Here is a 15,426-nt window from a genome sequence, read left to right on the forward strand (position 1 = left end):
TCTACTTTCTCCCTATTCTTTTATATATCAATTCATTAAGCTTCTCTACCCTTGCTTGCCAACTATTGTCTCTTGCAAATTCAATTCTCTTGTCCACATAATTTCCATTGTCGTTTATAGCTAAGCTTAAAATATTCTCAAACTCTTCTTTTGATTCATAAGTATATATTAAATCTCCAAATTTTTCAGTTTCTTTATACCTCAATGCCACAACTGCCTTTCCCATAGCAAGGTATTCGTAAATTTTAACTGGGTTCACTGCTTCAATTAAATCATTTTTTTTAAACAGCATTACGGCAATATCTAACTTATTTAATATATTTGGAACACTATAATATGGTTGCGAACCTGTAAATATAACATTTTTAATTTCTTTAAAACCATCTATATTTATCCCTTCTTCGATTGGTCCAATAATATAAAAATCTAGCTCTTGGTGCTTTTCAGCCGTATTTTTTAACAATTCGAAATCAAACCAATTACTAATTGTACCTACATATCCAACTTTCTTCTTATTATTGTCTTTAAATATATTAATTTCGTTAATTTTTTTTAATTTGCTTACACTAAAATTATCTATATCAACACCATTATTTATCACCACAGTTTTACTTTTTAACTTATTATCATACTCTAAAATATTCTTATATAATTTTTCACTTGAAACAACAATAATATCACTTACTTCAATAATATATTTTTCACTTTTAACAATCTTATCCTTATCACATCCAGTCCAACACTTATAGTCATCCATACAATCATATACAATTTCCTTATTTATAAAAAAGTTGTTTGGTATGATATGCAATTGACTCGGATGTGTGATTATTATTACATCATAGTTATTTTCTTTATCCAATTTCAACAAATAATTTTTGAATAATTTTACATTGATTTTCTTAATAACTTTAAATTTTCTTTCTTTTGGTATACCTTTTTTCCTTATAATTTTCATATTTTCATTCTTTATAATAGTAGTTTTACCAATATCATCACTTCCCACTTTGTCTGTAATAACGAAGTTAGAATTTCTTTTCCATGGCATTCTACTAAAATAAGTTACATTATTACATCTACTTAAGATTTCTGCCATATGATGAGGTCTTTGTTTTATCCAAAACCAATCAACCAAAGATATGTATAGTATATTTTTCATTTATTCACCTCTTAATCTAACTTTTCTTTTTTAAATAGCATCACAACCAACATCCCGTATATAAACCAATTAAAAAACATAACCTGAAAATTTTCAAATATTTGATATGTAATATCATTAATAAATAAACAAAATACAGCCGAAAAAAGTGTAATTATAACTATTTTCTTTTCATAATTATCTTTTAATTTATTTAAACATCTAAAAACAGACACAAAAACTATACAAACAAATAAGTAATAAATCGCAGCTCCAAATATTCCCAATTCAACAAATCTTTTTAATACTCCACTTTCCGTTGGACCAATACTTACAGTATCCACAAGGGCACCCGTAGATGATATACCTATCCCATACAAGAAATTCCTTCTGAATAAGTTAATAAAGCTAATCCAATAATATTTTCTAAGAAGATTGCTTCCATCTGAATTCCAGTCAAAAATACTTTTAGCCCTATAAATTAAATAATTCAAAACCTGATTATTAACATTTCCTGTATAACTTGTTAAGTAACTCAATCCTAATAATATAAGTATAAGAACAAAAAAAGCTAAAATAATCACACAAATCTTTTTATATATAGTCTGCTTTCGTCCCATTATATATATGTAATAGATAATAAAAAATACAGAAATTGCAATCCCAGTTGCAACAAAAGGTCCTCTAGAATTTGTTGATACTATCCCTAAAATATCAACAAAGAAAGATATTACGAATACTATCTTTAACCTTTTATATTTATTACTAAGCAAAAAGTACAAATTAAGAATAGCTAGTTGGCCTATAAATCCTCCTAATGATAAATATGACCCATTAAATACTTTTGCTCTGACCATATTAACCCCAGTAATATATATTTCACCAATATCTTGATTTTGATTAATAATGTATTTTCCAGTGGAATACTCATAAGCTGCCAATACAGACGTAATAAAATTTATAATTAAAAGTATAGCAAAAATCTTTTCAATGCTTTTTAAATTCAGCTCCTTATATAATATAACTATCGGAACAAAAAATGATACTGAATATAATATATACTGATTAATTCCAATAGCCATTCTAGCTGGATTTCCAAACTCAATTCCATTTGTTATAACAAATATATAATATAGAATCATAATTAAAATTAAAACATACAAAATAGTACTATATCTATTTTTACTGAATATACTTTTCAAAAAATATGTAAATATAAATATCACATATACACCAAATATTATATATTGTATTTTGCTATAATCTTTACTAAGTATATTGTTCCATAATTGAAGTGACGCAAAATACAAAAAAAATACAACTAAATAAACTTTTTTTATGGCACCTTCCAATCTCATCACCTTTTCATTAACGATACTTATTAAAAAACACTATATCAACTTAATCTAATCTATACGTTCATCTCTTTATAGCTCTTCTCTAGTTTTCTAATAGTTTGTAAACTTTATAATGTTCATCAGCTATACTTTCCCATGAAAAATCATTTAAATTGTTTCCAACTGTTGAAAACTTATTTTGAAAAAGTAAGTCAATCAATCCATTATAAATTTCCTTGTAATTATTTACTCTGTCAACAAAATATACATATCTTTCATCCTTGTATTTATTATAAACATTATCTATTTGAGGTTTTGTTGTTATTATGCTTCTTTTTTCCTGTAATGCACATATAAAACTACCATTTTTAGATGATAAACCATCTAAAAATGGCAGAACCATAACATCACAAGCTTTAACATAATCTCCAACAACTTGTTTCCTTAAATATCCAGTTATTAAAACGTCTTTATTCAATCCCAAATCAATAATCATCTTAAGTATTTTATTATGATATGCATTACTTGCATCAAGTTCTGCCATAATATTAAATTGAACATCTTTATATCCGCTATCCTTTAAACACTTTACTGCTAACAGAATATTTTCTATCCCTTTTTTATTATTTACAAATCCAAAGTAACCAATAATTTTTTTCTTATCATGAAATAGCAATTTATTTTTCAGAGATAAGATTTCACCATAAGTTTTTTGGGATTTTGGAATATTACTTCCTATATTTATTTTTTCTATTCTTACCTTATTAAATAACTTCTTCTTCTCCAAATCCTTCTTGTATCTATCATCAACAACTATAACTAAATCAGAAGGTAATACTCCCACATTTGTTCTAATTTTTCCAAGTATACTGCTATCAGTATATTCATGTAGTGTAGTAATAACCTTATATTTCTTGTGCAAAAAATATGGCAATATATTTATCATCATTCCCTTTTTATATGATACAGTAGGATATTGAATATGTACTATATCAGGACTTATTCCCTTTATTAATTTCAACACTCTACCCAATTCAGTAATATTCCAACTCTTAATTTCATTGTAAATTTTATAATCATAACTCTTATTTGCATCATACGATGTTATTACACTTAAATCTATATTTGAATTTTTATTTAAATGACTGCATAATATATCACTATAGTCTCCTACTCCACATTTAATTGGTGGCAATGCACCAGATATCATACATACTTTCATACTCGAATTTCTCCCATGATGTTATTTTTTATACTGATTATGGTATACTCTATCAAATGTTTTCTTTTAACATCATTAATAGCGATTGCCTTAAATAATTTTGCATACAATCTTACTAAGATATATAACGTCACAGAGAGCTTACATACCCAATTAAAATTTTTAAAAACAAAATAGTATCTGTTTCTATCATAATAATAGCTCATAATCAAATCTGATTTACCTGTAGTTGAAGATACTTTATGGTATATTTTAGATAAAGGTGTATACATAATTTTGAATCCAGCATTTTTTATTCTAACATTCCAGTCTGTTTCTTCATAATACAAAAAGTATTTCTCATCCATAACCCCACATTTTTCAATTGCTCCTTTACTAATAAGCATCATGCAACCTGTTACATATCCTGTTATGGAGATATTATTATATTGCCCTTCATCAATTTCATTTACCCCTATATGCTTAGTTTTTCCAGTAAATTTATTTATTTTACCACCAGCATACCATATACGATTTTTATCGTAATAGTAATAGATTTTACCACCAACTATACCAACATTCCCATAATTTTCATGGACCTCAAGTAATTTATCTAAAAAATCATTTTCAACTACTGTATCATTATTGAGTAGTAGCACATAATCAGCATTATGTTTCATTGCATATTTTATCCCCAAATTATTTCCACCCGCAAACCCTAAATTCTTTTTTGATTCTATTAGTAAACAATCTTGTAAAAAAGATTTTATTTTACTAACTGAATCATTCTTAGAGTCATTATCAACTATAATAACTTTGTAATTATGATAATTTTTAATCTTCCTTAAACTTTTGACACATTCAATTGTATCTTGAAAATTGTTGTAATTTACCAAAATTATATATATAGATTTCATAAGTAACTCCCTTGTGCCATTTATAATTTTATATTACTGTATAATCTAATTACTTTCTTTTTTAACTTGATACTGGAATTAATACAATAGTCTAATATGTCTTCACAAAAATTCTTTATTTATTTCTTTGTAAATTTCTAATGTCTTACTACTAGTTTTATTCCAACTATATTTTTGAACAAAAGTTTCTTTTTCTTTATTACAAATATCTATACTACTATTTTCTAATATTTTTTTAATCTCTCTTGCCATTCCTTTTGAATCTAGAGGATTCACCTTAACTCCATAATCACTCATAATTTCACTCAATGACGATATATCAGAGATAATAACTTTACATCCACACACAGCAGCCTCTAATGGTGGTAGCCCAAATCCTTCATATAATGATGGAAACACAAAAACGCTAGCCAAATTATACAGTAGTGGTAATTCATCCTCATTAACATAACCTATAAATTTAACTTTCTCGAGCAAATTAAATTTGTCTAAAATCTCACTTATAGATTTATTTATTGTTCCGTTAATTACCAATTTAACTTTGCCGTCAATAAATCTCATAGCTTTTACTAATGTTTCAACATTTTTATGTGGCTTTAAGTTACCGATATATAAAATAAATCTATCTGGCAACTTATATTTTTCTTTTATTTTTTTTAATTTCTCTGCATCACTTATCACATGAAATTTAGGATCAATTCCATTATACGTGACTTTAATTTTATCCCTATCACACTTTATCCACTTAAAAATTTCCTCCTTAGAAAATTCAGAAACAGTTAATATTTTTTTACTTTTCAACGCACATTTCTTTACTATGTATTTGTAATAATACTTATGAAAAGGTGTATAATATTGAGGAAATTTTAGATGATTCAAATCATGTATTGTCATAATCATCTTACACTTTATAAACGGGCTTGCAACAAAAGAAGGCGAATGAAATATAGCCATATTTTTATACTTATTAACAATCATAGGCAATTCAATTTGTTCAAAAATAGATAAAAACTTAGATCTCATCCTTTTAAATTTTATGTTATTAAATTGACCAAAGATTTTACTTGCTTCTTCTAAATCATTCACGAGCAGTATCATCTCCACATTATCTTCATATGACATATGTTTTATTATTTCATAAGTATATCGAGCAATCCCATGTAGATGCTTATTAACCATACGCGCATCAATTATTACTCTTAAATTTTGTGTCATTATATTACCTTCCATTTTTTTAATTTTTTAAATTCATCATATGATCTACTTAAATATTCTCTAATCTTTTTCTTAAATATCTCCTCATCAAACTCTTCTGCATGTCTTCTTATGACACTCTTATCAAAATTAATTTTTTCAAATTCATTGACAGCACTTTTTAATGAGTCAACTGTCTGCTCTTTAAAAAATACTCCAGTAACTCCACTAACTACAGTTTCTAACGCTCCTCCCTTTCCATAAGCTATAACCGGCCTTCCACTTGCCTGAGCTTCAAGAGGTGTTATACCAAAATCCTCTTCTCCTGGAAATATAAAAGCCCTGCATTTAGAGTAGTACTCTTTAATAACCTCATCAGACTGTCTTCCTAAGAATTTTATATTATCCTTTGCCATATTCTTTAATCTATCTAAATCTTTTCCACCGCCTATTACAACTAATGGTAAACCTAATTCATTAAAAACCTCTACTGCTAAATCTATTCTTTTATATGGAACTAACCTAGACACTATTAAAAAATACTCTTCATTAACATCACTTATATCGAATAACTTGCACCTTACAGGAGGATGAATAACAACACTTTCTCGCTTATAATGTTTCCATATTCTTTTTGCTACATTTTGAGAATTAGCTATATAATAATCAACTCTCTTAGATGAAACACCATCCCATAGTCTTATATAATTCATTACATATTTAAGAAGTTTCCCTTTTAACTTATTTAGTCCCCACTCATCTGCATATTCATAGTAATATTCCCATGCATATCTCATTGGTGTATGGCAATAACAAACATGCATAGTATTAGGATTAGTAACTACTCCCTTAGCACAAGAAGAACAACTACTCAAAACAATATCATACTCATTTAAATCAAAACTCTCAAAAGCCATTGGCATAAAAGGAAGTAACTTCTGATGCCCTCTTTTAATATTTTTAGGCTTTTGAAGAAATGATGTTCTTACATCAATATTTCTTAACTCATCATCTAATTTATCTGGATTATATAAGGAAGTATATATAGGTGCTTCCTTATATATTTCTTTTAAATTTATAATTACTCTTTCTGCTCCACCCATATTGGTAAGCCAGTCATGTACTAGTGCAACCTTCATCAATGCGTACCTCAAATCTGATTATTTTATCACTTTTTTCTTAATCTCTTTTATTCTCTCAATATCATCCTTTTTACCAACAAAAATAATGTCATCACTTTCAACTACAAATACATCTGAAAGTCCAACAACAACTATTGGTTTTTTCTTTCCAACCAATATATTATTTTTGCTGTCTATACTTTTAATGTCACCTACACAAACATTATTGTCTTCATCCTTATCTCTGTATCTTTCAACAGCATGCCAAGTTCCTATATCATCCCAGCCAAAATCACAAGGAATTACGTATATGCTATCTGCTTTTTCCATTATTCCGTAATCAACTGATATGTTATCTACCTTTACATACTCTCTCTTAAGCAATACATTAAACTCATCGCCATTAGCTTCAGATATACTCCTTAATATGTTATAGGTTTTATTTAAATATTTTTCAGTCAACTTAAAAATTGTAGAGCACTTCCATATAAACATGCCTCCATTCCAAAGAAAGTTTCCGGCTTTAACATATTCTTCAGCTTTTTCTTTGTTCGGCTTTTCTACAAATTCATCAACCTTTTTTATCTTAAAACCACTTATCTCTTCTTTTACTTCTCCTGACTTTATGTATCCATATCCTGTTTCCGCTCTTGTAGGCTCCATTCCAAGGGTAACTATAGAATTATCATTTTTCTCTATGAACTCCTCAGCCGACCTTATAGCATCTAGAAGCTTGTCCTCGTTTACTATTAAATGATCAGATGGAAGCACAACAATAGAAGCATCCTTATAGTATTTGTTTATTACAAAAGCAGAAAGTGCTATACAAGGTGCTGTATTTCTACCAACGGGTTCAACTATTATATTTCTTTTAGGAAGCCTCGGAAGCTGTTCCCTTAAAATATCAACATATCTCTCACCTGTTACCACAAATATTTTTTCAATATCAATTAAACTTTCAAGCCTTTCAACAGTCATTTGAATCATGGTTTTATCACTCAAAAGCTTCAAAAACTGTTTTGGCTTTTCATCTGTAGATAGCGGCCAAAAACGTTCTCCTTTTCCACCCGCCATTATTAGTGCACAAAGCATGTGACTCCTCCTTACATTGCATTTTTGTCTCCGAAAAGTAAAAAAAACGTTCTGAATATAAGCTTCAAATCAACAAATGTACTTCTCTCTTTTATATATTTCAAATCAAGCTCAATCCATTCCTCAAAGCCTATAGAGCTTCTGCCCATAACCTGCCAATAACAAGTTAATCCCGGCTTCACCATAAACTTTCTCTTCTGAAACTCATTAAATTCCTTTACTTCATTAGGTAAGTTAGGTCTCGGTCCTACAAGCGACATATGCCCTCTTAAAACATTAAAGAGCTGAGGGAGTTCATCTAAACTAGTTTTTCTTATAAACCTTCCTACTTTTGTTATTCTTGGATCATCACTCATTTTAAACATGGGGCCTGACATTTCATTTTTATCCTGAAGTTTGCCTAAAAGCCTCTCTGCATTTTCAACCATAGAACGAAATTTATACATATTGAATATTCTTCCATTTTGCCCTACTCTTTTTTGGGAAAAAATAATAGGACCCTTTGAGTCCAACTTTATTGCAACAATTACTATGAGCATAACAGGACTTAAGAATATTATTCCTACAAGTGATCCAAATACATCTATAATTCTTTTTATTATAAAATACCCAATACCCTTATCAAGGCTTTCTTCTGGCATAAATACAACTTTTTTATCTTCTAATTCTAAATTCTGCAATATATGCCCCCCCTGTAATTAAAAAACATTTAATACTTTCTAAAACATATTATACACTAACTCTCTAAAAATTTCATTATTTTTCTGATAAATTCGTTAAAATTTGTATATATAACCTTTTAATTTCATGTATCAGATTGTTATATGATGAATTTATATGGTTATATACCACTAATTACCTAAGAATCAATTTTTATCGAAAATACTCTGCATAAATTGTCTTAACATAAATTTCATCACTTACAATATTGCTTTTATGGTATAATCTATAGAATATAGGGAGGCTTGAAAACATGAAAAAAATTTTTTTAATTTTACTTTGCATTCTTTGCTTTAGCTTTATATTTTATAACTCCTCTCAAAATGCCAATGTATCTAATGATAGAAGTTATAGGATAACAAATGATTTAAGGAACTTTTACAGAAAACTAAAGGGAGAAAATCAAAGAAGCTACACTAAGCTTCCAACAAACCCGAGAGATGAGAAAATAAACATCTTTATAAGAAAAAATGCCCATGCCTTTGAATACTTCTTACTTGCTTGTGTTGTCACAATAATTATATTCAGCTTAGGCCTTAAAGGACGGTATGCTGTTGTTTACATATGGTTTATATGTCTTTTTTATGCGGTGCTTGATGAATTTCATCAATTATATGTTCCAGGAAGAACATCGCTTGTTTCAGATGTTTTAGTGGATTTTCTTGGTGCAAATATTGGCATGTGGATTAGTTATTTTGTTTATTATGTTATATTAAAGAAATTTATCAGAAAAAAATAAAAAAAAAACAATACCCATGTTTATAGGGCAAAAGTTTTATAAACATGGGTACTGGTTATATTATATTATTTATGACTTTATTATTTGTATTCCTTAGCTTTTTCTTCTCCTCTTAAAACTCTAAGTCCACCTTCTGCAAGTGCAAGAAGTTCATCTTCTCCACCATATCTAACTACAGGTGCTATGAATTTTACTCTATCCTCTATGGCATTACATACATGCTCGTTGTACGCAATTCCGCCTGTTAAGATTATTGCATCTACATTTCCTTTTAAAACGGTTGAACATTTTCCTATCTCTTTTGCTACCTGGAATGTGAAAGCTTCATATATAAGTGCACATTTCTTATCTCCTTCAAGAGCTTTATCAACTACAGCCTTAAAATCGATAGTATTTAAGTAACTAACAACTCCGCCTTTGCCGTTTATCTTTTTCATTACTTCTTCATAAGTATATTTGTTGCTGAAGCACAATCTTACAAGATCTCCTATTGGAACTCCACCACTTCTTTCTGGTGAGAATGGACCTTCTCCATCAAGTGTATTATTAACTTCTATTACTCTACCATCTTTATGAGTACCTACTGAAGTACCTCCACCCATGTGGACTACGATTAAATTAAGATCTTCGTATTTTTTTCCAACTTCTTTTGCATATCTTCTAGCAACTGCTTTTTGATTTAATGCATGGAATATACTTTTTCTTGGAATGTCAGCCATTCCTGATATTCTTGAAACTTCATCAAGCTCATCCACAACAACTGGATCAACTATGTATGCTGGAACATTTATTTCTTTTGCTATTTCATTTGCAATAATTCCACCAAGATTTGACGCATGCTGACCTTGAACTCCTACTTTAAGGTCTTCAAGCATTTTTTGATTTACTGCATAAGTTCCACTTACTATTGGCTTTAAGAGTCCGCCTCTTCCAACTACAGCATTTAAAGAACTTACTTCTATGTTTGCTTCTTTTAACGCATCTAAAATTACATTCTTTCTGAATTGAAATTGATCAAATATAGTGTTATATTTTTCTATCTCTTCAGCTGAATGTCTTAAAGTCTTCTCAAATATCTCTTTTTCATCGTCATAAATACCAATTTTAGTTGAGGTCGAGCCAGGATTGATTATTAGTAATCTATACATGTTAACATTCCTCCACTTAACTTTAATTTATTTATTGCCTGCAACTAAAGCTGCAAGTGCTATAGAGTTCATTTTTGTTTCATGGCTGTCAGCTCTTGAAGTTAAAACAACTGGTGCAGAAGTTCCAACTAAGATTCCTCCATTTTTTGAATCAGTTGTATATGTTAAAGTCTTATACATTACATTTCCTGTTTCTATGTTTGGCATTAAGAAGATATCAGCTTTTCCAGCAACTTCTCCTGTTACTCCCTTATGATGTGCTGCTTCTTCTGATAAAGCTATATCAAGTGCTAAAGGTCCGTCAACTACACAACCTTTAATTTGTCCTCTGTCACTCATTTTTGAAAGCATTGCTGCATCAAGTGTTGATGGCATTTTAGGGTTTATAACCTCAACTGCACAAATTGGAGCAACCTTTGGATTTTCAATTCCTATTGCATGTGCAACCTTAACTGAATTGTTTACTATATCAATTTTTTCCTTTAATTCAGGATAAGTATTGAAAGCAACATCTGTTAAAAATAATAGTCTATCAAATTTCTCAGTTTCAAATACTGCAACGTGAGACATAGTTTTTCCTGTTCTAAGTCCAACTTCTTTGTTTAATACAGATCTTAAGAAAGTTGCTGTATTTACAAGTCCCTTCATTACCATATCAGCTTTTCCAGTTGATACAAGCTCTACTGCCTTTAAAGCAGCTTTCTTAACGTTAGGCTCGTTTACTATTTCAAAATCATTTACATCCATTCCTATTTTAAGCGCGATTGACACGATTTCGTCATGGTCTCCAACAAGAATAGCATCTGCAATACCATTTTTCTTAGCATCTCTTACTGCTTCAAGTACTGGCTCGTCTTGTGCTACAGCAACAGCAACTTTTTTCATTTCTTTGCTCTTTACCTTCATGATAATTTCATTAAAACTCTTAATCACTGGTCGTACACTCCCTTTTACTATTTAATTATCTATGTTAAATGATTAACGTGCTCATTTATATTTTAACAAACTTTTCACATGAAGTTAAGTTTTTTAGAAAATTATTTATATTTTATATTTTCTCATTATACTTTCTGCTGACTTAACTCCATCCACAGCCGCTGATATTATGCCTCCTGCAAATCCTGCCCCTTCACCTGATGGATATAGTCCTTTTAGTGAAATACTTTCAAGCGACTCATTTCTAGTTATCTTTAATGGAGCGGATGTTCTAGTCTCTATTCCAGTCATTACCGCGTCAGAGAGCATATATCCTGTTATTTTTTTATCAAAATTTACAAGCCCCTCTTTTAGTGCAGCTATTACATAAGGTGGCAAACACTCTGATAAGCTCGCAAATTTATATCCTGGAGTATAAGATGGTTTTACGCTTCCTAATTTACTGCTTACTGTATCCTTCATAAAATCCCCAACAAGCTGAATAGGTGCATTGTAGTTTCCCCCACCAGCTAAATATGCAAGATGTTCATAGTACCTTTGGAACTCCATGCCTATTAACGGACTATTATCGCTTATATCCTTATTATAGAGTTCCTTTGAAGCTTTAAAATCTTCACTATTAACCGTTACAACAAGAGCTGCATTTGCATTTTCAAGATCCCTTTTATAATAGCTCATACCATTGCATACAAGTCTTTCATCCTCTGAAGAAGACGCAACCACTTCACCACCCGGGCACATGCAGAAGCTGTATACCCCTCTTTTATCCTTTGTAGTATGAGTTAATTTATAATCTGCTGCTTTAAGTCTTGGATGATTTTTATACTTTCCATATTGGCTTTCATTTATAAAATCCTGTGGATGCTCTATTCTAACGCCTATTGCAAAAGGTTTTGGGTCCATAAATATACCTTTTTTGTGAAGCATCTCATAGGTATCCCTTGAACTATGCCCTATAGCAAGCACAAGACACTCACATGGAATCTCAGCTCCATTTACAACCACAGCCTCTATACTGTCATTTTTTATAATTATGTCCTCAAGCTTACTATTAAATTTCACTTCCCCACCTAGTGATATTATTCTTTCTCTTATGTTCTTAACAACTTTTTTTAATATATCTGTTCCTATGTGTGGCTTGCCTACATAACCTATCTCCTCAGGTGCACCACTTTTTATAAACTCTTCTAAAACATACGTGCATCTAGGATCCTTAATTCTAGTTGTAAGCTTACCATCTGAAAAAGTTCCTGCTCCTCCTTCTCCAAATTGAACATTAGATTCTGTATTAAGTACTCCAGTTTTCCAAAAGTTATCCACAGTCTCCGTTCTTTTTTCAACATTTTCTCCTCTTTCAATCACAAGTGGTGCATAACCATTTTCTGCAAGAGTAAGGGCAGCAAACATACCGCATGGTCCTGTACCAATAACTATTGGTCTATGCTTTAACTTCTCATTACCAAACTGGAACCTTTCCTCTTCTTTGTTCTTTTCCAAAATCGCATCTTTACCATGAATCTTGGATATTATTTTGCTCTCATTTTTGCATTTAACCTCAACAGAATAGTTGAATTTTATTACATCTTTTTTTCTTGCATCTATAGATTCCCTTAATATTTTAAAACTTTCAAATGATTCTTTGGACACCTTAAGTTTTTTAGCCGCTTTATTTTTTAAGTTTTCTAAATCCTCATCTATATCTAAAATTATATTATTAATTCTTATCACGTTATTTATTTCTCCTTACTTTGTTATAGTTACATTTACTTTATCAACATCCTGAGATACTTTAGTAAGTCCCGAAGGAAGAGTTACATTTACACTTTGGCTGTAATTACCTTCTGCTAAATTACTCAAATCTAAATTTGCTTTTATATCTCCATCTTTAACATTATTTATATCTGTTCCATAACCTGACGCAACAACATCTAATGTGGTATTAGAAAGCTGTGCCTTTAAATCTTGACCTAAATTTGATGTAGTTATATTCACCTTAAAGGTCTTTTGAACAGTATTGTCCGTATCTAATCTCACATTTATACTGTCATTAGAATTTGTAAGCCTAACTCCCTCTGGAACTATAAGCTTTACCTGAACTGTCTCTCCTACTGAAATCTTAGATAAATCTATTGGTTCAGTATCTATTGAGGAAAGATTATTTACATTATCACCTACACCTACTATTTGTATAGTATTAGTGCTTGGTGTGATAGATTTTATTTTTACACCGCTAGGTGATTGCCCAGTGGTCTTTACATTTATACCAACTGTTTTACTCTTCTTTCTTTTTGTAAGCGTCGCATCAATTTCCTTATTATCTATAGCAACATTTCCTATTACATTTCCCTTAGCATCTACAGCTTCAAGCTTAACCTTTGATACAAAACTATCCTCATCCTCATTTTTAATATCCACAATTCCCTCAACATGATCCACATTTAAAACTATCTCTGATGCACCTGAAACACTTACCTTTGATGGTGTTGGAAAAGCATCATATATTCCTGTTAAATAATTGCTTTTTGCCTGCTTTTTGATTACAACACTAACATTTTTTTTAATAATCTTATCAATTTTTACATTAACCCACATATTTTCTTCCTGAACTATGCTAACATTTCCTGGAGACTTAACAATCTCTACTGGAATCTTATTTTCACCTTTCTTTACAGCATAAGCGCTTATATCCGCTGCTATTTTAAACTCACTAGGCTTAACTCTATACACATCTGTCGCATTTCCCTTTATTGTTACAGTAATTTGAAATTTTTGATTTGGTGCCAGGGCGAGATTGTTATCTTTTAAAACATCTGTGTTATTTATAGTTACTGGAATATTTTTAATCTTATAAGTTTTAATAGGATTTTCGTAATTACTTATGTAAAGCCATAAACAAAATGCCGCTATAAAACACATTATTCTAATTACTATTTCTTGTTTAGTCTTTTTCTCCACCCTTTCACCTTCTCCCAAAAAGTAATTTTTTTAGTATATCTGTTTATTATTATATTCATCAATATATCCTTTAACTTTTGAGGAGTGTAATTTCTAGTCAATCTTCCATTTATCGCTAAAGATATATTTCCCGTCTCCTCTGATACTATTATAACTAAAGCATCTGAATTCTCAGATATGCCTATTCCTGCCCTATGCCTTGTTCCTAACTTTTTATTAATATCGTTATTTGCAGTAAGTGGCAAAAAACATCCTGCTGCTGCTATTCTGTCATTTCTTATAATTGTAGCTCCATCATGAAGCGGAGTATTCACAACAAATATATTTTCAAGTAAAGCTGCTGACACCTTAGCATCTACCCTCGTCCCGGTACCTATTATATCCTCTAATCCCGTAGACTGCTCTACTATAATAAGAGCTCCAGTTTTACTTTCAGCTAAATTTTTAACACTAGTAACAACTTCACTTAATATCTTTTCCACAGTATCCTTATCTTGAAGAATGTGACCTTCAACAAACGCACTTCTCCCTATTTTTTCAAGAGCTCTTCTTATTTCAGGTTGAAAAATTATTACCATAGAAAAAACTCCAATAGTTATGGTCCTTTGAAGAATCCAATTTAGCATAGTAAGATGAAAAATATCACTTAAAGGTATAAGTAAAATTATCAAAAGTACACCCTTTAATAGCTGCATAGCCCTCGTTTCTTTTATTATGCTGTAGGTTTTATAAAAAATATATGTAACAACTAGTATATCAACTATGGACCACATATTTAATCCCTTAAGTGAGTTCTCTATTATGTCTATTATATCCAAACTTTTCACCTCCGTATGTATTACAATCCCACACTTAATTATACACTAAGCAAATGAAATTATATATTTTAAATTTATAATTTTTTATTAATAAATGCCCAATCCACCCT

General features: G+C 30.0%; 14 protein-coding genes. 1 reads left to right on the plus strand and 13 read right to left on the minus strand.

Going from position 1 to position 15,426, the window contains the following annotated elements; genetic code table 11:
* Position 1: 1 nt before the first annotated feature.
* From CA_RS15755 to CA_RS15790, 8 genes are all read right to left on the minus strand, one after another.
* Positions 2-1,159 (minus strand): glycosyltransferase, encoded by a 1,158-nt coding sequence (locus tag CA_RS15755; RefSeq protein WP_010966347.1) that lies wholly within the window; start codon positions 1,157-1,159, stop codon positions 2-4.
* Positions 1,160-1,170: 11 nt separating this feature from the next.
* A complete protein-coding gene (locus CA_RS15760; RefSeq protein WP_010966348.1) occupies positions 1,171-2,490 on the minus strand; it encodes an O-antigen ligase family protein in 1,320 nt (439 codons plus the stop codon).
* Between the two features lie 88 nt (positions 2,491-2,578).
* A complete protein-coding gene (locus CA_RS15765) occupies positions 2,579-3,697 on the minus strand; it encodes a glycosyltransferase family 4 protein (RefSeq protein ID WP_010966349.1) in 1,119 nt (372 codons plus the stop codon).
* The gene (locus CA_RS15770; protein WP_010966350.1) at positions 3,694-4,593 is read right to left on the minus strand and encodes a glycosyltransferase family 2 protein; all 900 of its coding nucleotides are present in this window, start codon (positions 4,591-4,593) and stop codon (positions 3,694-3,696) included. Before CA_RS15770 ends, CA_RS15765 begins: the two co-directional genes overlap by 4 nt.
* A gap of 102 nt (positions 4,594-4,695) precedes the next feature.
* Entirely contained in the window at positions 4,696-5,808 is a 1,113-nt protein-coding gene (locus CA_RS15775) for a glycosyltransferase family 4 protein (RefSeq protein WP_010966351.1), read from the minus strand.
* Positions 5,808-6,926 (minus strand): glycosyltransferase family 4 protein, encoded by a 1,119-nt coding sequence (locus tag CA_RS15780; RefSeq protein ID WP_010966352.1) that lies wholly within the window; start codon positions 6,924-6,926, stop codon positions 5,808-5,810. The genes CA_RS15775 and CA_RS15780 overlap by 1 nt, the downstream gene beginning before the upstream one ends.
* Positions 6,927-6,947: 21 nt before the next feature.
* Positions 6,948-8,000 (minus strand): mannose-1-phosphate guanylyltransferase, encoded by a 1,053-nt coding sequence (locus CA_RS15785; protein WP_010966353.1) that lies wholly within the window; start codon positions 7,998-8,000, stop codon positions 6,948-6,950.
* 11 nt (positions 8,001-8,011) lie between these two features.
* Entirely contained in the window at positions 8,012-8,680 is a 669-nt protein-coding gene (locus CA_RS15790) for a sugar transferase (RefSeq protein WP_010966354.1), read from the minus strand.
* Positions 8,681-8,973: 293 nt separating this feature from the next.
* Between CA_RS15790 and CA_RS15795 the strand changes: the two genes are divergently transcribed.
* On the plus strand, positions 8,974-9,459 hold the full coding sequence (locus tag CA_RS15795; protein ID WP_010966355.1) for a VanZ family protein: 486 nt from the start codon (positions 8,974-8,976) through the stop codon (positions 9,457-9,459).
* An 80-nt stretch (positions 9,460-9,539) separates the two neighbouring features.
* Here CA_RS15795 and buk read toward each other — a convergent pair whose 3' ends face one another.
* The 5 genes from buk to cdaA all read right to left on the minus strand — a co-directional run bounded on the left by buk (position 9,540) and on the right by cdaA (position 15,316).
* Positions 9,540-10,607, minus strand: coding sequence for a butyrate kinase (buk, locus tag CA_RS15800; protein WP_010966356.1), 1,068 nt, complete (start codon positions 10,605-10,607; stop codon positions 9,540-9,542).
* Between the two features lie 27 nt (positions 10,608-10,634).
* The gene (gene ptb / locus CA_RS15805; protein WP_010966357.1) at positions 10,635-11,540 is read right to left on the minus strand and encodes a phosphate butyryltransferase; all 906 of its coding nucleotides are present in this window, start codon (positions 11,538-11,540) and stop codon (positions 10,635-10,637) included.
* 108 nt (positions 11,541-11,648) lie between these two features.
* Complete coding sequence (locus tag CA_RS15810; protein ID WP_010966358.1) at positions 11,649-13,271, minus strand: NAD(P)/FAD-dependent oxidoreductase; 1,623 nt, start codon at positions 13,269-13,271, stop codon at positions 11,649-11,651.
* A gap of 15 nt (positions 13,272-13,286) precedes the next feature.
* A complete protein-coding gene (locus CA_RS15815) occupies positions 13,287-14,498 on the minus strand; it encodes a CdaR family protein (protein ID WP_010966359.1) in 1,212 nt (403 codons plus the stop codon).
* Positions 14,471-15,316 carry a diadenylate cyclase CdaA gene (gene cdaA, locus CA_RS15820; protein ID WP_010966360.1) on the minus strand — a complete coding sequence of 282 codons (846 nt, stop codon included), beginning with the start codon at positions 15,314-15,316 and terminating at the stop codon, positions 14,471-14,473. The genes CA_RS15815 and cdaA overlap by 28 nt, the downstream gene beginning before the upstream one ends.
* Positions 15,317-15,426: the final 110 nt, after the last annotated feature.

This window comes from Clostridium acetobutylicum ATCC 824 (genome assembly GCF_000008765.1).
Classification (GTDB): Bacteria; Bacillota; Clostridia; order Clostridiales; family Clostridiaceae; genus Clostridium_S; species Clostridium_S acetobutylicum.

Bases quoted from the DNA above. Each gene is read 5' to 3' on its own strand.
- CA_RS15755 (WP_010966347.1), bottom strand. From the start codon at position 1,159: ATGAAAAATATACTATACATATCTTTGGTTGATTGGTTTTGGATAAAA.
- CA_RS15765 (WP_010966349.1), bottom strand. From the start codon at position 3,697: ATGAAAGTATGTATGATATCTGGTGCATTGCCACCAATTAAATGTGGA.
- CA_RS15770 (WP_010966350.1), bottom strand. From the start codon at position 4,593: ATGAAATCTATATATATAATTTTGGTAAATTACAACAATTTTCAAGAT.
- CA_RS15775 (WP_010966351.1), bottom strand. From the start codon at position 5,808: ATGACACAAAATTTAAGAGTAATAATTGATGCGCGTATGGTTAATAAG.
- CA_RS15780 (WP_010966352.1), bottom strand. From the start codon at position 6,926: ATGAAGGTTGCACTAGTACATGACTGGCTTACCAATATGGGTGGAGCA.
- CA_RS15785 (WP_010966353.1), bottom strand. From the start codon at position 8,000: ATGCTTTGTGCACTAATAATGGCGGGTGGAAAAGGAGAACGTTTTTGG.
- CA_RS15795 (WP_010966355.1), top strand. From the start codon at position 8,974: ATGAAAAAAATTTTTTTAATTTTACTTTGCATTCTTTGCTTTAGCTTT.
- buk (WP_010966356.1), bottom strand. From the start codon at position 10,607: ATGTATAGATTACTAATAATCAATCCTGGCTCGACCTCAACTAAAATT.